The sequence below is a fragment of the Devosia riboflavina genome (assembly GCF_000743575.1).
GTDB classification, from domain to species: domain Bacteria; phylum Pseudomonadota; class Alphaproteobacteria; order Rhizobiales; family Devosiaceae; genus Devosia; species Devosia riboflavina.
Genome location: NZ_JQGC01000035.1, coordinates 26,582 through 47,353 on the forward strand (window position 1 = coordinate 26,582; position 20,772 = coordinate 47,353).

Genomic DNA, 20,772 nt, shown 5'->3' on the forward strand with positions numbered 1-20,772 from the left:
TCGTCATGCTGATCAATAAATCCATGTATCCGGTCAAGGCAGGCTATAGCGCCATCTCGACCATGCAGGGCCAGCTCGGCAAGCTCCAGACCCAACTCGGGTCTGGAGACAAGGCGCAGACCCTCGCCGAAATGGGCTTCGACCGCACCGTGTCGCTGGCGACGCGCAATCGGCTGACCAAGCTCGATTCCTTCGCCGCCAATATCGACACGGTCAATCTCCGGCTCAACTTCCTCGACCAGGGCTTTACATCCCTCGCCAAGCTCAAGTCCGAGACCCGGACCTCGGCGACGCCGACGAGCTATGGCGAGAACAATCTCACCATGGTGAGCCTGCAGAAGGACTCGCAGAACCGCCTGTCGCAATTGCTCGAAACGCTGAACCTCAGCGTCGCGGGCCGCTATCTCATGGGCGGCAATCAGACCGACAAGGCCCCGGTCGCCACCTATGACCAGATCATGTATGGCGAAGGCACGGCCGACGGCTATCTCAAGGTCGCCGAAGAACGCCGCAAGGCCGATCTCGGTGCCGATTCCAGCGATACGCTCGACAATGTCGGCCTGCCGCGCACCACGGTCCTCGGCCCGTGGAAGAACAAGCTCGTCATCTCCTCGGCCGAATTCGAACGCTTTGGCTACAAGATCACCTCGATCTCGGGCAATTCGGCGACGACCCAGACATCCGGCCCGACGGCCGAGCCGCTGGCACCGACCGTGCAGGTCTCGACCCAGCCGGCCGATGGCGACGTCGTCACCTTCAATATGACCCGCCGCGACGGCACGACGCAGACTTTTACGGCCAAGGCCGTGGCGCCGCCGGCCGTGCCTGACACTTCGGCCACGCCGCCGGAATATTCCATCGGCGCCACGCTCGAGGATACGGCCGGCAATCTCGAAAACCTGATGGGCCAGAAGCTCGGCAATCTCGAGAATTTCAAGATCTTCACCTCCTCGGATGCGGATGTGAAGGTCATCTCCTATTCGGACGGCATGGACTCGGTTTCGATCAAGTTCGACAAGCAGCCGGCCGATGGCGAAACGCTGACGATCGGCATCAAGGATCGCAATGGCGTAACCACGGACTTCCAGTTCAAGGCGGTCACCGGCACGCCGGATCCCTTGGCGACCAATCCGCGCGAATACCAGATCGGCGTCAATCGCGAGGAGACGCTCAAGAACCTCAAGGGCGCCATCGAGACCAGCGTCGGCGGGCTCGACGCACCCCTCAAGACGGGCCGTCTCACGGCCGGCACCATGGCGGCTCCGAACGACACCACGGTGCGTCTGGAAGAGCAGTCCCCGCCGACCATTTTTGGCTACAAGCTCGCCTCCGCCTCGACCACCAGCAGCAAGATCAATGTCAGCGCCGTGGCCGGCAATCCGGCCAATATGAGCGTTGAGTTCATGGGCAATCCGCGCGCCGGTGAGTCCGTGACCATCAACCTCAAGATGCCCGACGGCACCAGCACCCCGATCGTGCTGCAGGCTGTCGACCGCGAACCGGTTACCGGCCAGTTCGTCATCGGCGCGACGCCCGAAGAGACCACAGCCAATTTCGAAGCGGCCCTAAAACTCAAGCTCGACCAGACCAGCAAGACCGAACTGGTTTCGGCCTCGAGCTATGCCGCGGCGGACGACTTCTTCACCACCGATGGCGTGGCGCGCCGTCTCGATCTCTCGGGCGGTGACCCGGAAACCGCAACGGTTTTCGCGGCTCCGAACACCCGCGAGACGGTGAAGTGGTACGTGGGCGAAATCGGCACCGCCGGCGACAATCCGCGCTTGTCGGCGACCGCCCAGGTGGATGACTCGACCAAGGTCGGCTATGGCGTCCGCGCCAATGAAACAGGCCTCCGCGAGCTCGTAAAGACGCTCGCAGCCATGAGCTCGCAGGAATACGACATCAACGATACGACCTCCAAGGCGCGCTTCAGCGCCATGGTCGAGCGGCAGATGGCGACGACCTCGAGCTCCACGGCGACCGCAAAGGGTTCGATCGAACAGATCGGCCTCGAATTGGGCGTGGTTCGCGCCACGACCGGCGGCGCCTCCGAGCGCAATACCGCGGCGTCAGGCCAGCTTGAAACGCTGCTGAGCCAGGTCGAAACGGTCAGCATGGAAGAAACGGTCATGCAGCTCCTGGCGCTCAAGACGCGCCTCGAAGCCAGCTACCAGACGACGGCAACGGTCGCGAACCTCAGCCTCGTCAACTACCTCAAATAGGCGCCAGAAGGCGCCACAGGAGGCCAGAAGGCCGAAACGAATACGGGGCGCGCAAGCGCCCCGTTTTGTTTTAGTGGTAGGCGTAGTTGCCTGGGCCGTTGGAGCGCGCCATCAGTACCCGACCAGCCAAGCGGATCTGTGCATTGGAGACGCGCGGCAGCGGCTGTGGCCGTCTGGCGAGTGGCATCCGCTGATTGGCGCGAAGCGAACCGCCTATGGCTCTCTTCGCTGCCGCCACGGCGGGCCAGCAGAGCCCTACCACACTCAAGACGTGTTCCCAACGGCCGATGCCCCTCGCTGGAAAATCCGCCATATGGGCGGCCTCGCTACCCCCGAAGAGCCCCCAAACCGTGGGGTCGAACACCACAAACAAAAAGGCCCCCGGTTAAATCCGGAGGCTCTTGTCATCGCATCTAGGCGAACTTGTCGGTGCTGGCCCTATCAGGCTTCTTCTGCACCACGCAGGCCGGCGGCAAGCTGGCGATTGATATTGATCAGCGGCAGCAGCTTGGCCTTGATCGGCTCGATATGCAGTTCGCGGGTTTCGTTCATCACGAACAGGCCGAGATTCGCGATATTCTGGCGAACCTGGGCGGGAAGCGGGTTGTCCTCGCGGGTCACCGAGGTGAGGAAGATATTCCAGATGCGGCGGTTGAAGAGCAGAGCCTCTTGAAGGCTGTCCTGCTTCAGGTCCCAAGCGTCGTGGATAAGCTGGAGATTGGCAGCCGCCCGCGACAGCAGATTGGCTTCGCGATCACGCGGGGCTTCCGTTTTGCGGGCCACCTGTTGGTATGCCTGCGCTCCCTGATGGTACATTTGCAAGAAGGTCCTGTTCGTACTGAATTAACTTGCGGGCTGCCTTGAGAGCTTTGTACAGCGCGCCGGTTAAAATCTCGTTGTTGATCCCGTTTATCAGCGTGATCATTGAGGGGGCGGCCTGGATTATCTCATTGACAAGACGGAAGTATTCGTCGCGGAGCCGCGCCGTATCGTCCTCCAGATACATCAGTTGCACGGCCAGGTAGATGCGCTTTGCGGGCGTGTCGGCGGTCGTGATGGTCAGGATGTCCTTTTCGCGCAGGATGGGCGCCTTGCCGTCGATGAAGAGCCGGGTCCGCTGGTCGGAATTGGTAATGATGCACTGCCCGATGATGAGACGCTCGCCGGGCTTGAGTTCGACCTTGAGGGACATTGGCTCTGGTTTCCTATTCTGGGAATGCCGCCGTTCGTCTGGCGGGCTTAGGGATGGATAGCAGTCGCGGCAGATGGACGCCAGCGACTAAACGGCGGAGCGGGCAGGGGAATCAGCCGCGCGTTAGGTATCTCGCCAAAAGAAGAAGGCGGGCTTGTGGCCCGCCTTCCGTTTACCACTATGTGGCTTGCGATTAACGCAGGAGCTGCAGAACAGCCTGGTCCTGCTGCGAGGCCATGGACAGAGCCGACGAGGAGAGCTGCTGGCGGGTCTGGAGAGCCAGGAGGTTGGCAGCTTCTTCGTTGGTATCAGCCAAGGTCAGGTTCGCAGCGCCGGTTTCCAGCGTGTTGATCATGTTCTTGGTGAAGGTCTGACGGTTTTCGACCGACGACAGGTTCGAGCCGAAGGCCGAAGCCTGCGAGCGAAGCTCCGTCAGGGCCGAAGACAGCTTGCCGAGGAAAGCGTCGATTGCTTCGTCGGTGTCGAGGTCTTCAGCGATCAGGCTTTCGACGCCCAGGTTCGAGGCGTTGATCGAACGAACGTTGCCGTTCGCGTCCTTGGCCTGGATATCGATCGCCGAGGTGCCGGATTCGTTGAAGGTGATCTTCAGCTTATCGCCACGGAGGAGATTGATACCGTTGAAGGACGAGTCGTCCGACAGCTTGTCGAGCTGGTCACGCAGTTCGTTGAACTGCTTGGACAGGTTCGCGCGGACCGTGTTGCCATCGATCTTGAGGGCAGTGATTGCGTCATTGCCGTTGAGATCGACACCGATATCGAGTTCCTGGGTCGACAGGTTTTCGATACGCAGCTTGCCGTTGTCGTTCGAAGCACGGACCTTGCCCGCATGGTCGCGGTTGATCAGTTCGACGAACTTGTCGACGGTCTTGGTTGCGTTCAGCTGGCTCTTTTCGGCAACGCCGGTGTTCACACCGTTGGTACCGAAGAGGGCCACAGCATCGTCACCCGAGACAGCCAGGGTCTTGGCTTCAGCAGTCTTGGCAACGAGCTGGAACTTGCCGTCTTCGTCGAACTTGGCTTCGACGCCGGTGATGCCAGCGGCTTCAAGATCAGCATTCACGGCCTCAACGGTCGCATCCTGCCAGTTCTTGATGTCGAGGGCGTTCACGGCCGAACCGATGCCACCCTTCACGCCACCGATTTCGATTTCGGCAGTCTTGCCATCATACGAAACGGTGAAGGTTGCCTTTTCGGCAGCGACGGTTTCAACCGAAGCACCAGCAACGGGGTTGGTGATGGTCTGGCCATCGACAGCAGCGGTGTCGGCGACACCATTGGTGGTGGTGGCAGCGGCAGTGAGGCCAGCTTCAACACCGTTCGTGGTGGTGTAGGTCGAGCTCGGCAGACCAATTGCACTCGACGGAGCGCCGCTGAACTGGATGCTGAAGTTGCGACCGTCAGCACGGCTGATGTTCAAGCCGTTGGCGGTAGCAGTTGCGGTGAAGCCGCCGGTGGACAAAGCTGCCACGAGGTCAGCAGAGTCAGTACCGGTCGCTGGCGGGATGTTGTAGGTAACGGGCGTGCCGAAACCATCATCCAGGGTGATCGTCGAACCTGCAAGCGCCGCAACGTTGGCGTCCGCCGTCAAGTCGCTACCACCAACACCGGTGACCGAAGCGGCCGTCGGAGTGGTTGCAGCAAGGCTCGACGTTACGGTCGGAGCAGCCAGGCCGCCATTGGTCTTTTCAGTCAGGGTGACTTCAAGGGTAGCAGCGTTAACAGCAACGTTGAAAGCAGCGTTGATGTTGGTGTCGCCTTCGATCGCCGTCTTGATCTGAGCAGCGGTCATGCCGGCGGTCAGGCTGATTGCACCGGTTGCACCGGCAATTGTCAGATCCTGGTCCGAGGTGAGCTTCTGCGTACCAGCATCGTTGTAGCTAGTCAGCGTGAACTCGGTTTCGGCAGCGCTACCGGTCACAACGCCGGCAGCGATCGGCACGCCGGTCACTGTCGGAGCGGCACCGCCCCACTGCGTGCTGGTGAGCGTGATCTGCTCAGTCGTATCGTCGGCAACGACGGTGTAGCCACCGGCTTCAGCACCGGCTTCGAGGTTGGCAACGAAGTCTTCGAACGTTGCGCCCGTCGGGATCGTCTGGCCGCCAGCGGTGATACCGGAGGTGATGGCCGAGAAGTTGAACGTGGTCGAACCCTTGGTGGCGGCAACCGAACCGGTACCAAAGGTAACGGTGGCGGCAGCAGCACTGGTGTCGACGGTTTCGATGACGATCTTGCCGTCGTTCGGCGAGCCCACAGCACCCACGGAGACCGTGTACTTGCCGGCCTGCGGGCTGCTGTTCAGAGCAGTCTGGATGTCGCTAACAATGTTCGCTGCAGTCGGCGGAGCGCCGGTGAGCGCCACGTTAACGCCGGCAACGCTCAGCTGGTCACCGTTGGTGAAGCCGCCGCCCAGGCTAATTACCGAGCGAGCGCCTGCGCCGGTCTCGCTGGCAGTCGTCGACTGCGGGCCGAGATAGCTGACAGCCGACGTTTCGAGCTGGGCCTTGACGCCCGGCACCGTAGCGGTTGCGAGGCTAACATCAACGTCCAGATCGCCGAACTGACCACCACCAAGCTTGATCTTGGTGTTGTCATTGACTTCGAACGACTTGGTCTGGAAGGACTTATCCTGGCGAGCCTGGCGCAGCGTGGACTGCATGGATTCCAGGTTCTTCGTCAGGGCGGTGATGCCGTTGTTGGCAGCTTCGATGACCTTGATACCCGAGGCCATCGAGTCGAGCAGGTTGCTCATGTCAGCGGCGCGGCTGTTCAGAGCCGATGCCGTGAAAAAGTTCGACGGATTGTCGAGGGCAGAATTCACCTTGTTACCAGTGGCAAGACGGTTCTGCGTCTTGTCCATCATGGTGGCGGTATTCTGGAGGCTCAAAAGGTTCGCGCGAACGGCCTTTGAGAGAGAAACATCGGAACCCATACTAGGTTTTCCTTCTGGACGTGTGGTGCTTACGCCTCAATCCTTGAGACGTGATCAGAATGGCCCTCACTTGCTAAAAACTTCTTAAATTCGGAACATCTTTACGTTTCCCGTAAAGGCTTATTTCACCACGGTTTTTCCCGGTTTTGCTGGGCTTTTCGTGAATCCCGCCGCGGCGTGCCGGACTAAATTTTCGGCATCGAAAGTTCGGGTTAACCGCGTCCGTTAGGGAAGGATGGTCGAGCAAGAGCCCTCCAAAAGGGCGACTCCTCCGGATTCGCCCCTCGGCTGCCAAAAACACTGGCCAATGCGCGCTCACATGTACGCGCGCGATTCGACACATCACGGGAAGGGCCCGCTGAGGGACCAAATCGGACCCCGCGGAAACTAGATAAAATTTGAACTAAATTGCGCGTTTTGCCGAGAGAGGCCCGCAGCTTTTGGACACTAAACCTGATCTCGCCGGCAAGAAACGCCGGAAGAAAACAAAATCTGGTACAGGAAGTCCAAACAATGTCCGCAGTAAATCTCGCATCGTCCACCCGCTTCGGTCTTACCGCTCTCCGTAACGTTGCAGAGCAGATGGAAGTATCTCAGAAGCGTCTGGCCACCGGCAAGGCCGTGAATACCGCTCTGGATAACGTCTCGAAGTTTTTTACTGCGTCCAAGATGGATGGGCGTGCTGCCTCCATCGACACGCTTCTTGACAGCGTCAACAATGCGCAGACCTCGCTGAAGGCCGCCAGCGAAGGCATCAAGGGTATCCAGGGCATCGTCAAGCAGGCCCGTGCCCTGACTGGCCAGGCTCTCGCCACGTCCGACACTGCCACCCGCGCCGCACTGGCGACCCAGTTTACCGCGTTGACCGACGAAATCGCCAAGGTCGTCACTGACTCCAAGATCAACGGCACGAACCTTCTCAACAACGAGAGCATCACCGTGACCCTCAACGAGGACGGTACCAGCAAGACCACGATCGCCGGTATCACTGTTGGTACCATCGCTGCGCCGGCCGGTACTTGGGCGACGGAAGCGAATATCAAGACGTCGGTCGATGCCCTGAACACCTTCAGCACCACTCTTGAAACGGGGGCGTCCTCCTTCGGTACCAGCCAGGCCCTGATCAGCGTCCGCAAGGACTTCAACAGCGCGCTGTCGAACATTCTCAAGACCGGCGCATCGGAGCTGACCGCCGCCGACATGGATGCTGAAGCGGCCAACCTCATGGCGCTCCAGACCCGCCAGCAGATGGCGTCTACCGCCCTCTCGATCATGCAGTCCACGGAAAGCACCGCTCTGCGCCTGCTCCGCTAATCTCAAGCCTTACTGCAAGAACTTGGCCCGCCTTATGGCGGGCCCTTTTCGTTTTCAGCTCGCAGTTCTCGTCAAAAATGGGTGCAGGACAGGGGCTCATTAAGCCCCGCGGAAATTAGATAAAACTTGAACTAAATTGCGCGTTTTGCCGAGAGAGGCCCGCAGCTTTTGGACACTAAACCTGATTTCGCCGGCAAGAAACGCCGGAAGAAAACAAAATCTGGCACAGGAAGTCCAAACAATGTCCGCAGTAAATCTCGCCTCCTCCACCCGCTTCGGTCTTACCGCTCTCCGCAACGTTGCAGAGCAGATGGAAGTCTCTCAGAAGCGTCTGGCCACCGGCAAGGCCGTGAATACCGCTCTCGATAACGTTTCGAAGTTTTTTACTGCGTCCAAGATGGACGGCCGCGCCGCCTCGATCGACACGCTTCTTGACAGCGTCAACAATGCGCAGACCTCGCTGAAGGCTGCAAGCGAAGGCATCAAGGGTATCCAGGGCATCGTCAAGCAGGCCCGCGCCCTGACTGGCCAGGCTCTTGCCACCTCCGATACCGCCAGCCGCCTGGCACTGTCGACCCAGTTTGAAACGCTGACCGCGGAAATCGCCAAGGTCGTCACCGACTCCAAGATCAACGGCACGAACCTTCTCAATAACGAGAGCATCACCGTGACGCTGAATGAAGACGGCACCAGCAAGACCACGATCGCCGGTGTCACTGTCGGTACCATCGCTGCTACGGCAAACGACTGGGCGGCGGAAGCGGACATCAAGGCATCAGTCGATGCGCTGAACACCTTCAGCACCGCTCTTGAAGCTTCGGCGACCTCGTTCGGCACCAGCCAGGCCCTGATCAGTGTCCGCAAGGATTTCAACAGCGCGCTGTCGAACATTCTCAAGACCGGTGCCTCGGAACTGACCGCCGCCGACATGGATGCGGAAGCCGCCAACCTGATGGCGCTCCAGACCCGCCAGCAGATGGCGTCCACCGCCCTCTCGATCATGCAGTCCACCGAGTCGACCGCTCTGCGTCTGCTCCGCTAATCGCAAGCTTCACTGCGAATTTTGGCCCGCCCTCGTGGCGGGCCTTTTCGTTTGGAACGTCAGCCGGCGCAAAGAAAGACCCGGGTCGAGAGGATCGGCCCGGGTCACGTTTTTCTTGGGGTTCAGATAATCTTGTCAGTCAAATGAAAGCCGTAGGTCGGCGGCGACCATTCGTTGCGCAGGCGCCGCGCCACTTCATACAGGTTGGGTGGATCGATCGCCTGTTGATTGCCCAGAAGGGCTGCTTCGAAAATCGTCTGGGGCGGCAGACTGCCCTCGGCAACGCCGCCAGATCCCGCGGGCAGCGCCTGCGGTTCGGCTTCGTTTTTTCGGCCCTTGTTCGAGCCACTCTGGTCCTCGCGCTTGTCTTGGCGAAGGAACCTCGGAAGATGCGGCGAGAAGGCGATACCCATGGTATTCGCCCTCGGCGCGATTCTGGCGCTCATGTTCCTGTCCTGGAGCCACAATTGGCCAAGGGCAGGCTATGAACCCTTTCCTATCTCTCCCTTTTCCCGGACGGGACGATTTTAAGACACACGTCACCAATTCGGAGGGATTGGGTAACCATGCGCGATCGCAAACAAAAAGGGCCTCCGCTTCTGCGGAGACCCTGTGGCCGGTAGCGATGCCAGCGCCCCTTCTGGAGAGCTCGCCCTTACTTTGGATCGGGCGGAGCGCTGCGGCGATTTCTGCGGCTAGAGCGCGCGGTTGACCGTGATGCCACGGGCCGAGGCAGCGCGCGGAATCTTCACTTCGCCGCTGCGGTCATAGGTGCGGGTGTGGTCCTTGGCACCCACCGTGTCGGCGACATCGCCGATCAGGTCTTCGGCAAGGTTCTTCGCCGTGGCGATGACGCGCAGATTCTCGGCCATCTGAGTGGCGAGGGCGTCGTGGTTCTTGTGCAGGCGGTCGAGCGAGGTCGGCGCTTCGGCCACGAGGCGTTCGGTCTGGCGCTGCACCGCGCGAGCGAACACCACATAATCCTGCGCGAGCTGGGTTTTCTGGGCGGTCAGGCCTGCCGCATCGCGGAAACGGCCGGCGCGGAGCAGGGTGGTTTCCTCGTTCATCATGGTGACGAGGGCCTGAAGGGCGGATTCTGCCTGGGCACAGAGCTCTTCAGCCGGCAGGCTGTCGAGCAACGCAATACGATCTGCTGCTGCGGACATTAACGATACACTCCCGATATACGCGAACTATTGTTGTTTTGGTTGGCTTCCTGCAGGGCGATCATGTCGCCCAGGATCTGGTCGGCGATGCCGAGGCCGCCATTCTGCGCCATGGTATTGGCGAGCTGTTCGGACTGCATGGATCGCCAGGTCTCTTCACCAAAGCCGCCGCCAAACCCGTTTTCCGATTTGGCCGTGGCGAACATTTCCTTGGTGAGCAGATTGAGGAACACGCCTTCGAGGTCCTCCGCCTGCTTCTTGAGTTTGTCGAGCTGGTGATTGTTGAGGCTGGTCTGGGTTTTGACGCCGTTGACGATGGTTTCCATCACAGCACCTCGATCTCGGCCTGGAGGGCGCCGGTCGCCTTTATGGCCTGAAGGATGGCGATGAGGTCGCGGGGCGAAATCCCCAGCGCATTGAGTCCATCGACCAGTTCCTGCAGCGTCACGGATTCCTTGATCACCTGCAGCGCCGTGTCGGTCTGGGTCACGTTGAGATCGGTATTGGGTTCAACCGCGGTCTGGCCCTGGCTGAAGGGGAGGGGCTGCACCACTTCCGGATTTTCCGCGATGCTAACCGTCAGGTTCGATTGCGCCACGGCCACGCTCGACACGCGCACATCCTTGCCCATGACGATGATGCCGCTGTTCTCGTCGATGACGATCTTTGCCGACTGGTCGGTCTGGATGATGAGCTGTTCGATATCGGTGAGGAGATCGACGATATTGCCGTTGAAATTGACCGGCAGGGTCAGGCGCACGGTGGCCGGGTCTTCCGGGACCGCGGTCGGAGCGCCGATGAAATCGTTGATCGCCATGGCGATACGACGGGCCGTGGTCAGGTCGGAATTGCGCAGGGTCAGGCGCAGCGAGTGCTGGGAGCCGAGTTCAAAGTCGATTTCGCGTTCGATCAGGGCGCCCGAGGAGATGCGGCCAGTGGTCGGTACGCCCGAAACGATACTGGCGGATTCGCCTTCGGCCCTGAAACCGTTGATGGCGACCGGGCCCTGCGCGATGGCGTAGACTTCGCCATCAGCGCCGAGCAGCGGGGTCACCAGCAGCGTGCCGCCCTGAAGGCTCTTGGCATTGCCGAGCGAGGCGATGGAAACGTCCATGCGCGAACCCTGCGCGGCGAAGGGCGGCAGGCTTGCCGTCACCATCACCGCCGCCACATTGGCCGTACGCACGTTCTCGCCCTGGGTATTCACCCCGAGCCGTTCGAGCATGGATTGCAGCGACTGCTTGGTGAAGGGCGAATTGTTGAGGCTGTCGCCCGTACCGTTGAGACCGACGACGAGACCGTAGCCCACAAGCTGATTCTCGCGCACGCCTTCGACATCGACGATGTCCTTGATGCGGGCAGGAGCGGCGGCAACCTGGGCCAGAGGCGCTAAAGACAGTGCTGCGCTGAGCGCTGCAGCAAGGCCTATGCGGAAGAATTTGTTCGGCATGTCTATCCCCGGTACGAAGCTGCACCATCCCCATGGCGCCGCGGTCGCTTTCGGTAATGCGAGAAGCGTGCCAAATCGCGAAAATCTGCGTAAGTGTCTGATATGAAGAGATAATGTGCCTCGGCATTGAGGCGAGGCAGGCGGCTAAATGCGCCGGTATGCAAATCTTGCCGGGGTCATTAAGTCGTCATTAACCATGTAGGGCAGATTTTGCCTGCAACAGGAATCTCGGGGGCGAGTCACTCAGTGCGTATAGAATCCGCCAATCGGACGAGCAGTGTAGCGTCGCGCGCTTCCGTCGGGAAATACGCGCCGGGCCAGTCTTTCACCATGTCCGACGTTTCTGCTCCGGCCCGGGTGGCGCGGGCGGCTCCCGTCGCACAGGTTGCCCCGCTCGATGCCATCCTCGCCATCCAGTCCGTGGGCGATGCCATGGGCGGCAAGCGCAAGGCGGTCAAGCGCGGCACGAACCTGCTCGACATTCTCGATGGCATCAAGGCCGATCTACTGGTCGGGATCATCACGCCCGAGCGTATGGACGCCCTCATCGAAGAGCTCAGTGTCTACCGCGACCGCACCGAGCCGGGCCTCGATGCCGTCCTCGATGACATCGAATTGCGCGTCCGTGTCGAGCTCGCAAAACAGGGGCGTTTCCCCGACTTTTGAGCCGAGGCACGATCCGGAAAAACGCGTGCCATTTTTCCGAAAAGACCGTGCTCGCCCTCAAATTGTGGACAAAGACGGCTCCCGCCTTCATCAAAATGTTGTCAGACTCGCGCTATGCGGTTGATCCGAAGAGCCTTTTCATAGTTAAGGCTCTTTAAGAACTTCGCTTGCCCGGGGTTGACCTGCGGCATATATAGGCCGCCGTGGGGTGCATTGGAGTTGAGTCTGCTGATGTCTTCGGTTGAAGTTATGGACTACCGGCCGAGTGAAGACGAGCCGTTCATGAACCCGCGCATGCGGGACTATTTCCGAAACAAGCTTCTGGCCTGGAAGGACGAGATCCTGCGCGAAAGTCGCGGAACTCTGGAAAACCTCCAGGAAGAAAGCCAGAACCATCCTGATATGGCCGACCGGGCGAGCTCGGAAAGCGACAGGGCACTGGAGTTGAGGACGCGCGATCGCCAGCGCAAGTTGATCGGCAAGATCGACTCGGCGCTCAAGCGCATCGACGACGGCACTTACGGCTATTGCGAAGAAACCGGCGATCCCATCGGTGTCGCCCGGCTCGATGCCCGCCCGACCGCCACGCTCAGCCTTGAGGCGCAGGAATTGCACGAGCGGCGCGAAAAGGTTTATCGCGACGAATAAATTAAAAGCCCGCTGCGAAGCGGGCTTTTTTGTTGCCTCGGTGTTTCAGCCCTCGAGCTTCTGCCGCGTCCGTTCGTGGATGACCTCGGCTTCCGGTGACATCTGCTCGGCAAAATCTGCCATTTCATAGACCGGGCGGATTTCGATCTCGCTATCGCCCAGCATGGGATTGGGGCAGCGCTTCACCCATTCGACGGCTTCCTCCATGTCGCGCACTTCCCAGATCCAGTAGCCGGCGACCAGTTCCTTGGTTTCGGCGAAGGGACCGTCGATCACGGACCGGCCGACGCCGCTGAACGCGACGCGCTTGCCATATTTGCTGGGCTTCAGCCCGTCGCCGCCGAGCATGATCCCGGCATCGACCAGTTGCTCGTTGTAGCGGCCCATTTCCTCCAGCATCTGGGCTTCGGGCATGATTTCAGCTTCGCTATCGCCCGTGGCTTTCACAAAAACGACGACACGCATTTGTCTCTCCTTGTCGGCAGCGCTCAATTGCCTGCTTGCCTTGGCGACGATCCTAACTTTGCCGCTTCGACAATTCAGAGACGAAAATGCAAAAATGACAACGGGGCCTTCCGGCCCCGTCAGCATGAGATGAAATTGTCTGGCTCAGAAGCCGAAGACGGTGGTGATGCCGCTCTGGCCATTGCCGTTCTGCTGGCACTGGGCATTGGTTGCCTCGCCGAACTGGAAGAGGCCGCAGGTATTGTCGTTGCCGTTCTGGCTGATGGTGCCGTTATGGCCATTGCCGTCCTGGAAAATCACGCCAGAATTGTTCGAACCGTTCTGGTTGAAGCCGGCAGAGTTGAAATTGCCGTTCTGGAAGGCATTGCCGCCATTGGCCGACATGCCCTGGACAACGGAGAACATGCGCAGGCCAAGACCAAGCGCCTGGGCCTGGTCGGGGTCGGTGGGCGAAAAGCCGATCGAAATCTGGCCGCCGGCCATGGCGGGCGAAATGCCGATGATGAGGGCGGTGACGGCGGCGGCGACAGTCTTGGTGAAGGTGGCGGTCATTTCAAAATTCTCCAAAGCGTTTGTGCGTTCCCGGTGCTGGTCTTCCAGCTCATGAAACGAGATTAGCCAGCCTCGACTGAACCCATCCGGAGCGGCGCATTCAGACTTCGTTCACGCAATCCTGAGCGGCAAAAAAAGAGCCCCGGCCGAAGCCGGGGCAGGTCTTGGGTCAGGGGAAGGTCATCCCGACCCGCTTCGTCGCGGGGCACGCAACGAACTGGAATGCGCTCACGTCCGCGTCGCGGTCTGCGAGCAGTCGAACGTCTTGCCATTGGCGGTCACGGTGAAATCCACGCTCACATTGGAATTGGCGTTGATCATCACCTGGCCGAGCGAGATTTCGGCATTGGGCGCGGCGGAAAACTGGCCGCCCTGGCTGATATTGGTCGAACCGCCACCGCCGGCGCTCTTGAGCGCAAAGCGATATTCGCCCGTCAGGGCAGTGGGGCTCACCAGTGTTCCCTCAAGGGCGAGCATGCCGCCCTGGGTCTTGCTGATGACGCCACAGGCAAAATCGCCGCCTGCTGCATTGGCATTGGCGGCAAAACCGACGGCAGCAATGGCCGCGGCGGCCGCGATCGTGGTCTGGATGAATGGGTGAAGCATGTCGTCCTCCTGATGAATGGAAGGGGCCGGCGGCGCCGGCCCCGCTTCGCAGAGGTTACGGGCAGGCCTGCACGAAGGCCGTCACATTGCCCGAGCCATGCTGGGTGACATTGGCGTTGCAATTGTTGCCGACCTGTACGCCGGCGGCGACATTGCCATTGCCGTCCTGGGTGACGACCGCGGTGTGGTTGTTGCCGAACTGGCCGACGCCACCCTGGTTGTTCCAGCCGTTCTGATAGACGTCGCCGTAGTTGTTATTGCCCTGCTGGCCGATGGCCGAGACATTGTTGCCGCCATACTGCTGGCTCACGGCGCTGTTCCACCAGCCGGTCTGCTTGGCGCCAAAAGTGTTGTTCCAGCCGGACTGGCCGCCGCCGACCGAGTTACCGAAACCGGTCTGGTCGATAAAGATGCCGCCGGCCATGGCGGGGGCTGCCGAAGCGGCGATAACGGTGGCAGCAACGGCGGTGATGATGAACTTACGGATCATTTGAAGTCTCCTGGTTTGCTGCGGTCCCTCCGACCGCGTCGTTGATGGAGACTGTTTTAGGGGAGCGATCCGGAACGGCATCTGAAGCCGGGATTCAGAATTCGTTCATCGTCTGGAAAATGCGGAAATGATTCTGAGGACGGGTCTAAGTGGTTGTTCGCACGAGGTTTTAGATAGCTCGGTGCGACACCCTCCCCCTTGACGGGGAGGGCTGGGGAGGGGTGTTCACACGCTCAGAAATCGTGGCTCCCGCACCCCCTCCCATCCTCCCCCGTCAAGGGGGAGGTGCCGATCCGGTGGGTGTGGCAAGAATTAAGAAACCTCAAACCCGACCATACCGGCGCTTCAAATGCGCCTTGAAGAAATCGGCATTGAGCGGCTCGCCCGTCGCCCGCGTAATCAGGTCCGGCGTCGAATAGCGCGATGCGGCCTGCCAGATATTGTCCGAGCGCCACTGATTGATCGCCCCAAACTCGCCCTGGCGCATCTGCGCCCGCGCATCGGGCACGGCCTTTTCCATCGCCGCCCATTGCTGCGCCGCGATCATGGCGCCCAGCGTATAGCTCGGGAAATATCCAAAGGCGCCACCCGGCCAATGCACATCCTGCATCGGCCCGTCCTTGGGATCGTTGACGGTCGAAATCCCGAGATATTCCGTCATCTTGGCGTCCCAGGCCTCCGGAATCTGGCTCGCTTCCAGCTTGCCCGACACCAGCTCCTGTTCCAGCTCGTAGCGCAGGATAACGTGTAGCGGATAGGTGACCTCGTCGGCGTCGACGCGAATATAGCCGCGCTCGACATGGTTCACCTCATTAAGAATGTCAGCGATCTCCCAGCCGGGAATCGCATCCTCGCCAAGATGCTGACCGACCAGTGGCAGCAGGTATTCCCAGAATTCGGGGCTACGCGAGAGCTGCATTTCCACGAACAGGCTCTGGCTTTCATGCATGCCCATGCCGCGCGCCTTGCCCAGCGGCCAGTGCGACCAGTCCTTGGGCAGGCCCTGCTCATAAAGCGCATGACCGGTCTCATGCAGCACGCCCATCAGCGAGGACAAAAATTCGTCCGTCCGATAGCGCGTGGTCATGCGCACGTCGGTCGGCACGCCGCCACAGAAGGGGTGATGCGATACGGCCAGCGAGCCATGAGTGAAATCAAAGCCCACCGCCCGCATGGCGGCGAGCCCGAGTTCGCGCTGCTTTTCGATCGGGTAGGGGCCGTTCAACGCCTTGCGAGGGCGCTTGGCCAACCGCTCCTCCTGCACCGCCAAAGCCTCGGGCACAAAATCCTTCAAGAAGCTCTTCAAATCCGCAAAAATCGGATCGATCCCGGTTACGCGATTGCCCGGATCATATTGATCCATAAGGGCATCATAGGGTTCTAGCTTGAGCACATCGGCCCGCAACTGTGCCTCTTCGCGCACCAGCGCCACGACCCCTTCGAGCGCCGGCAGAAACGTGTCCCAATCGCCCTTGGCCCGCAGGTCACGCCAGAGCTGCTCCGAACGCATGGTCGCCGCCGTCCGCCGCTCGACGAACTCAGTGGGCAGGCACGTCGCATTGATATAGCTGCGCTCGAACTCGCCCACGGCCAGTTTCTGGTCCGCATCGAGATCTTCGCTCTTGGCCTTGGCAATCCACTCGCCGATCTCAGGCGCCGTTGCCTGTGCGTGGTACATGCCGGCCAGATTCGCCATGGCCTCGGCGCGCTTGTCGCCACCCCCCACCGCCATATGCGTCGCCTCGTCGGCCCCGAGAATGGACAGCGCGTGCTCGAGCGCCTCCAGCTTGCGGCCGAGGGAATCGAGTTTCTGGAAGGACATGGATCAGTCTCCTAAAGGTCGGGAGATGTTTTCCATAGGCGGGGCAGGGGATCAAGGTTGCTGCGCTCGATCTCATTCCGACGAAAACAGAGCTTCCGGTTTTCGTAGAATTGACACGGTGAGCCGACAGGGAACGAAGCTGCCAAGCACTCGATGGACACCCTCCCCTTGACGGGGAGGGTTGGGGAGGGGTGTTCACGCATTCGACTTTTGTGGCTCCCGCACCCCCTCCCAACCTCCCCCGTCAAGGGGGAGGTGCCACCGAATTCGCTATGGCGAATTCGGTTGGGGCCGGCGCGTGAGGGCAAATCGTCCAAAAGGGGAACTACTTCTCCTCGTCCCGCTTTCCAAACGCCGCGCCCATCCCCGCACCAATCGCAATCCCGATTCCAACCCCCAGTGCCAGATTGTCGATTGCCGCGCCAATCGCAGCGCCGATGCCCACCCCGATTGCAATGCCCATAGCCATGCTCATGTCGCTATCCTTGCTGGTCCCCAAAAGCCGAACCCCTTGGATCACATGCGGTTCCCCAAAAAGGGCAGAGGCGCAGCCGGGGAGCTGCGCCTCGTATAGGCCGTATGGCTTCTGCCGATCGGCCGGGCGACCCTTCTGGATCGGCCCGGGGGAACGGCGGCACGCAATGGGGACGACGCGCCGCCGAATTCTGTAATTCTTAGAAGGGCAGGATCGCGTCGAGGACCTGCTGGCCGTAGCGCGGCTGCTGCACGTCGGTGATCTGGCCGCGGCCGCCGTAGGAAATGCGGGCTTCGGCGATCTTGGTCGAGGCGATGGTGTTATTCGCCTGGATGTCCGACGGGCGCACGATGCCCGAGACGATCAGGTCGCGAACCTCAAAATTCACGCGCACTTCCTGCCGGCCTTCAATCACGAGGTTGCCGTTGGGCAAAACCTGGGTGATCACCGCGGCAATCGAGGTTTCGAGTGCTTCGGAGCGGTTCACCGAGCCGGCGCCGGCATCGTTGATGCCCGAGGTCAGGTCGATGGCCGCCGACGGGTCGATGGTGCCGCCCGAAAGGTTGTCCACGGCCGCCCCGAAGATGCCGCCCATGCCGGCCGAATTGGTCGAAGACCGGTTACGGTTGGTCGTGTTGCTGATCTTGGCGCTGTCGTCGACCAGGACCTTGACGGTCAGGATGTCGCCGACGCGATGGGCGCGCTCGTCCTTGAAGAAGCCGCGGGCAGAGGTGCGGTAGAGCGAGTTCGACTGATAAGTGTCGGCCATCGGTTCCGGCATCGGCATGCGGACCGGCTGGTAGCCGGCGAGCGTCGTCGGGTCCTGAATCTGCGTCAGCGGCGGAGCGTTCCCGACATTGGCGAGGCGGTCCATGGTGTTGCAGCCGGCCAGCGCTACCGTCAGGGTAAGAAGAGTGGCGATCTTGAAGGTCTTCATAGCTTTCGATCCCGATTAGAGGCCGGCGAGCGTCACGGGTGCACCGGTCACTTCGACCGTACCCGGCGCAACGGCCGTCGCGCTGATCACGCGCTTGGACATGAGATTGAGCACCTGCAGGCTGGAGCCGCGGCTGGCGCCGGTGATGGCCTGGCCTTTGACCGTCAGGGTCAGGGGGCCACGCCGATACATGATGGTCACGAGGTCGTTCTTGGCGACGGCGAGGGGCGCGCTGACATCGGAAAGACGCAGCAGCATGCCCTCGCGGCTCTGGCGGTTGAGCGCCATGCCGACAAGCTGCTCGATGGGAGCGAAAGCATAGGCATTGGCCTGTCCTGCCGGCACCGGGCTCATGACGATGTGCTCAGGCAGGAGGATCGTGCCGGCCGGCAGATTGGCCGCCAGATGCGGCATTTCCACCGTCATGTCGATCGTGCCGGTCAGGTCGAGCACGCGGCTATTGTCCGCAAGCAGGAAGCGGGCCGAAAATTCCCGGCCGCCCGCGGTATAGCGCAGGCCATCGAGCCGCACGGCGACACCGCCGGTCGAAACCTGGATGGGGTCGATGAAGCGCGAAAACTGCACCGTGGTGTTGACGCCGGGACCCAGCAGGCCGCGGGCCGAAAGGTCCGCCATCACCAGGTCCTTGAGCTGGGCTTCATCCACGATCATGCCGGCACGCGTCACATTCACTGCCGAAAGGCCATTGGCCTCGAAGCTGTTGATGCCGATACGGGCGGCAGCGGCGCGGATGGCTGAAATATCCACCTTGCCCGTCGTGCCCGGAGCCGGGGCGCTGAAGATCGCCGTCTCGGCCAGCGGGCCGGCATCATCGAACATGTCGGCCACGGTGACGACCTGGGTAGTCACCGTAATGTCGCCGCGCAGCGCGGGCGCTGCCTCGGCGGTGGCGGCAGTGAGCGAAAGCATGCTCACCAGGGCCAGTTTGGAAAAGTGGCTCAATCCTGCCTCCTATTACCGGAGCTGGCTCGTGGCCTGCATCATCTGGTCGGCGCCGGAGATGACGCGAGCGTTCATCTCGTAAGCGCGCTGCGCGGCGATCAGGTCGGCGATTTCGGTCACCGAATTGACGTTGGCCATTTCCAGATAGTTCTGCAGCAGGCTGCCATTGCCATCGGCGTTGGGCAGGCCGATCTGGGCCGGGCCGCTGGCGCCGGTTTCGAGGAACAGGTTGTCGCCCATCGATTCCAGGCCCGACTTGTTCACGAAGCGGGCCACCTGAAGCTGGCCGAGCTGGACGGCATCGCCGCCCGTGCCCACAAAGGCTTCCACGGTGCCGTCGGGCGAGATCGAAACGCCGGTTGCATCGCCCGGAATGGTGATGCCGCCCGAGATTTCGTAGCCGCTCGAATTGACCAGCGTGCCGTCCTGATTGCGCTCGAAGGAGCCGTCACGGGTATAGGCGGTGCGGCCGTCGGGCAGGTCGACCATGAAGAAGCCTTCGCCGCGCACCGCGACGTCGAGTTCGCGCTCGGTCGGGTTGACGCTGCCCTGGCTCATCACGCGCGGCGTTGCGACAGTGCGCACACCCGAGCCGATTTCAAGGCCCGCCGGCACCAACGTGCCCTGGTCCGAGGTCTGCGACCCGGCGCGGGAAATCTGCTGGTAGAGCAGGTCTTCAAACTCGGCGCGCTGGCGCTTGAAGCCCGGCGTGCGCATGTTGGCGATATTGTTGGAAATGACTTCGACATTGCGTTCCTGCGCGCTCATGCCGGTCGATGCGATGTAGAGAGCTTTCATGGCGGGTCCTAATGTCAGGCGGAAACGGAGCCGAGGCGCTTGATGGCATCGCGACGCATGTCGTCTTGCTTCTGGCCCAGCGAGGCGATGGATTCGTAGGCGCGGGTCACGCGGATCATTTCCGCCATTTCCGCCACGCCCGAGACGTTGGACTTTTCGGTAAAGCCCTGCAGCACGCGTGAATTGGTGGCCGGGATCGGCGTGCCACCGGACATCAGGTTATTGCCCTCGCGGGTCAGCGCCTGGACTTCTTCGAATTCGACGATGCGGAGGCGCCCCTTGGCGCCGGCGCTGGAAGAGATCGAGCCGTCGGCACCGACGCGGATGTCGGTTTCTTCGGGGCCGAACTGGATCTGGCCGCCATCGCCCAAGACCGGATTGCCGGAAAGGTCGACCAGCGTGCCTTCATTGTTGATCTGGAAGGCGCCACCGCGCGTCCAGCGTTCTCCCGCTGCCGTCTGCACCGTGAAGAAGCCTTCGCCGCTGATGGCAAGGTCGAGGGGCGCATCGGTCTGAACCATGGCGCCATCGGAGAAGTCCTGGATGGTTGCCCAGTCCTGGACATAGGAAAGAGTACGATCGTCGCCCGAGAAGTCGCCATGGGCCGCGACTGGCATCTTGTATTCTTCGAACAGCAGTTGTTCGGCCTTGAAGCCCGTCGTGTTAACGTTGGCGATATTGTTCGCCACCATGTCCATGTGGCGCTGCAGCGCCATCTGGCGCGACAGGCTTATGAGTTGTGCGTTCTCGATCATCTCGATCCCCGGTTTCGTAAGTCCCCGAGATGGCCTGCTTCCCCAAGCCTGCCGCCTCGCTTCTCGAATTGCAGAAACCATGCCAGATCAACAAGACGTGTAATTTCAACATCTTATCTTGGGGTCTGGGTTAATTCTGCCGGGGACGCTTTGGGGCTGGCGGCAATAACTGCTCGGCAGAACTTGCCGGGTTGGAGCCAAAAGTAACCAGTCATTAACCAAGATGGCATTAGGTGGACGTGCGGCCGGAATCGTCTGG

Annotated in this window: 22 protein-coding genes; 5 read left to right on the top strand and 17 right to left on the bottom strand. The window is 61.0% G+C overall.

Annotation, left to right across the window (positions count from 1 at the left end):
• Nucleotides 1-5: 5 nt before the first annotated feature.
• Complete coding sequence (locus tag JP75_RS23700; protein WP_035087471.1) at nucleotides 6-2,222, top strand: hypothetical protein; 2,217 nt, start codon at nucleotides 6-8, stop codon at nucleotides 2,220-2,222.
• 441 nt (nucleotides 2,223-2,663) lie between these two features.
• On the opposite strand, the gene flaF is transcribed toward JP75_RS23700, so the two are convergent.
• From flaF to JP75_RS23720, 3 genes are all read right to left on the bottom strand, one after another.
• Entirely contained in the window at nucleotides 2,664-3,005 is a 342-nt protein-coding gene (gene flaF / locus JP75_RS23710) for a flagellar biosynthesis regulator FlaF (protein ID WP_244446395.1), read from the bottom strand.
• A complete protein-coding gene (flbT, locus tag JP75_RS23715; RefSeq protein WP_035087480.1) occupies nucleotides 2,977-3,414 on the bottom strand; it encodes a flagellar biosynthesis repressor FlbT in 438 nt (145 codons plus the stop codon). The genes flaF and flbT overlap by 29 nt, the downstream gene beginning before the upstream one ends.
• Nucleotides 3,415-3,607: 193 nt before the next feature.
• Entirely contained in the window at nucleotides 3,608-6,364 is a 2,757-nt protein-coding gene (locus tag JP75_RS23720) for a flagellin N-terminal helical domain-containing protein (protein ID WP_035087483.1), read from the bottom strand.
• 513 nt (nucleotides 6,365-6,877) lie between these two features.
• Here JP75_RS23720 and JP75_RS23725 point away from each other — a divergent pair.
• Both JP75_RS23725 and JP75_RS23730 read left to right on the top strand, forming a co-directional pair.
• A complete protein-coding gene (locus JP75_RS23725) occupies nucleotides 6,878-7,678 on the top strand; it encodes a flagellin (protein WP_084587903.1) in 801 nt (266 codons plus the stop codon).
• 241 nt (nucleotides 7,679-7,919) lie between these two features.
• Nucleotides 7,920-8,720, top strand: coding sequence for a flagellin (locus tag JP75_RS23730; protein ID WP_035087486.1), 801 nt, complete (start codon nucleotides 7,920-7,922; stop codon nucleotides 8,718-8,720).
• 122 nt (nucleotides 8,721-8,842) lie between these two features.
• Here JP75_RS23730 and JP75_RS23735 read toward each other — a convergent pair whose 3' ends face one another.
• The 4 genes from JP75_RS23735 to JP75_RS23750 form a co-directional block, all read right to left on the bottom strand.
• A complete protein-coding gene (locus JP75_RS23735; protein WP_035087488.1) occupies nucleotides 8,843-9,166 on the bottom strand; it encodes a hypothetical protein in 324 nt (107 codons plus the stop codon).
• Between the two features lie 249 nt (nucleotides 9,167-9,415).
• Nucleotides 9,416-9,886, bottom strand: a complete 471-nt coding sequence (locus tag JP75_RS23740) for a flagellar protein FlgN (RefSeq protein WP_035087489.1) — start codon at nucleotides 9,884-9,886, stop codon at nucleotides 9,416-9,418.
• Nucleotides 9,886-10,212: a rod-binding protein gene (locus JP75_RS23745; protein ID WP_051961297.1), complete on the bottom strand. Its 327-nt coding sequence runs from the start codon at nucleotides 10,210-10,212 to the stop codon at nucleotides 9,886-9,888. The genes JP75_RS23740 and JP75_RS23745 overlap by 1 nt, the downstream gene beginning before the upstream one ends.
• Complete coding sequence (locus JP75_RS23750; RefSeq protein WP_051961299.1) at nucleotides 10,212-11,336, bottom strand: flagellar basal body P-ring protein FlgI; 1,125 nt, start codon at nucleotides 11,334-11,336, stop codon at nucleotides 10,212-10,214. The genes JP75_RS23745 and JP75_RS23750 overlap by 1 nt, the downstream gene beginning before the upstream one ends.
• A 246-nt stretch (nucleotides 11,337-11,582) precedes the next feature.
• On the opposite strand from JP75_RS23750, the gene JP75_RS23755 reads away from it, so the two are divergent.
• Nucleotides 11,583-12,002 carry a flagellar assembly protein FliX gene (locus tag JP75_RS23755; protein WP_160194773.1) on the top strand — a complete coding sequence of 140 codons (420 nt, stop codon included), beginning with the start codon at nucleotides 11,583-11,585 and terminating at the stop codon, nucleotides 12,000-12,002.
• Between the two features lie 231 nt (nucleotides 12,003-12,233).
• Entirely contained in the window at nucleotides 12,234-12,650 is a 417-nt protein-coding gene (gene dksA / locus JP75_RS23760) for an RNA polymerase-binding protein DksA (RefSeq protein ID WP_035087491.1), read from the top strand.
• 45 nt (nucleotides 12,651-12,695) lie between these two features.
• Here dksA and JP75_RS23765 read toward each other — a convergent pair whose 3' ends face one another.
• The 10 genes from JP75_RS23765 to flgF form a co-directional block, all read right to left on the bottom strand.
• Nucleotides 12,696-13,115, bottom strand: a complete 420-nt coding sequence (locus JP75_RS23765) for a YciI family protein (RefSeq protein WP_035087493.1) — start codon at nucleotides 13,113-13,115, stop codon at nucleotides 12,696-12,698.
• Nucleotides 13,116-13,259: 144 nt separating this feature from the next.
• Nucleotides 13,260-13,667 carry a hypothetical protein gene (locus JP75_RS23770; protein ID WP_035087494.1) on the bottom strand — a complete coding sequence of 136 codons (408 nt, stop codon included), beginning with the start codon at nucleotides 13,665-13,667 and terminating at the stop codon, nucleotides 13,260-13,262.
• Between the two features lie 228 nt (nucleotides 13,668-13,895).
• Nucleotides 13,896-14,273, bottom strand: a complete 378-nt coding sequence (gene csgH / locus JP75_RS23775; protein ID WP_035087496.1) for a curli-like amyloid fiber formation chaperone CsgH — start codon at nucleotides 14,271-14,273, stop codon at nucleotides 13,896-13,898.
• 55 nt (nucleotides 14,274-14,328) lie between these two features.
• Nucleotides 14,329-14,763 carry a curlin gene (locus JP75_RS23780; protein ID WP_035087498.1) on the bottom strand — a complete coding sequence of 145 codons (435 nt, stop codon included), beginning with the start codon at nucleotides 14,761-14,763 and terminating at the stop codon, nucleotides 14,329-14,331.
• A gap of 322 nt (nucleotides 14,764-15,085) precedes the next feature.
• Nucleotides 15,086-16,585, bottom strand: coding sequence for a carboxypeptidase M32 (locus JP75_RS23785; RefSeq protein ID WP_035087500.1), 1,500 nt, complete (start codon nucleotides 16,583-16,585; stop codon nucleotides 15,086-15,088).
• 325 nt (nucleotides 16,586-16,910) lie between these two features.
• Nucleotides 16,911-17,054 carry a glycine zipper domain-containing protein gene (locus JP75_RS26700; RefSeq protein WP_482764180.1) on the bottom strand — a complete coding sequence of 48 codons (144 nt, stop codon included), beginning with the start codon at nucleotides 17,052-17,054 and terminating at the stop codon, nucleotides 16,911-16,913.
• 205 nt (nucleotides 17,055-17,259) lie between these two features.
• Nucleotides 17,260-17,997 carry a flagellar basal body L-ring protein FlgH gene (gene flgH, locus JP75_RS23795; protein WP_051961304.1) on the bottom strand — a complete coding sequence of 246 codons (738 nt, stop codon included), beginning with the start codon at nucleotides 17,995-17,997 and terminating at the stop codon, nucleotides 17,260-17,262.
• 15 nt (nucleotides 17,998-18,012) lie between these two features.
• The gene (gene flgA, locus JP75_RS23800; RefSeq protein WP_035087501.1) at nucleotides 18,013-18,960 is read right to left on the bottom strand and encodes a flagellar basal body P-ring formation chaperone FlgA; all 948 of its coding nucleotides are present in this window, start codon (nucleotides 18,958-18,960) and stop codon (nucleotides 18,013-18,015) included.
• A 12-nt stretch (nucleotides 18,961-18,972) separates the two neighbouring features.
• Nucleotides 18,973-19,758 (bottom strand): flagellar basal-body rod protein FlgG, encoded by a 786-nt coding sequence (gene flgG / locus JP75_RS23805; protein ID WP_035087503.1) that lies wholly within the window; start codon nucleotides 19,756-19,758, stop codon nucleotides 18,973-18,975.
• Nucleotides 19,759-19,772: 14 nt separating this feature from the next.
• Nucleotides 19,773-20,513 carry a flagellar basal-body rod protein FlgF gene (gene flgF, locus JP75_RS23810; RefSeq protein WP_425277304.1) on the bottom strand — a complete coding sequence of 247 codons (741 nt, stop codon included), beginning with the start codon at nucleotides 20,511-20,513 and terminating at the stop codon, nucleotides 19,773-19,775.
• Nucleotides 20,514-20,772 lie beyond the last annotated feature (259 nt).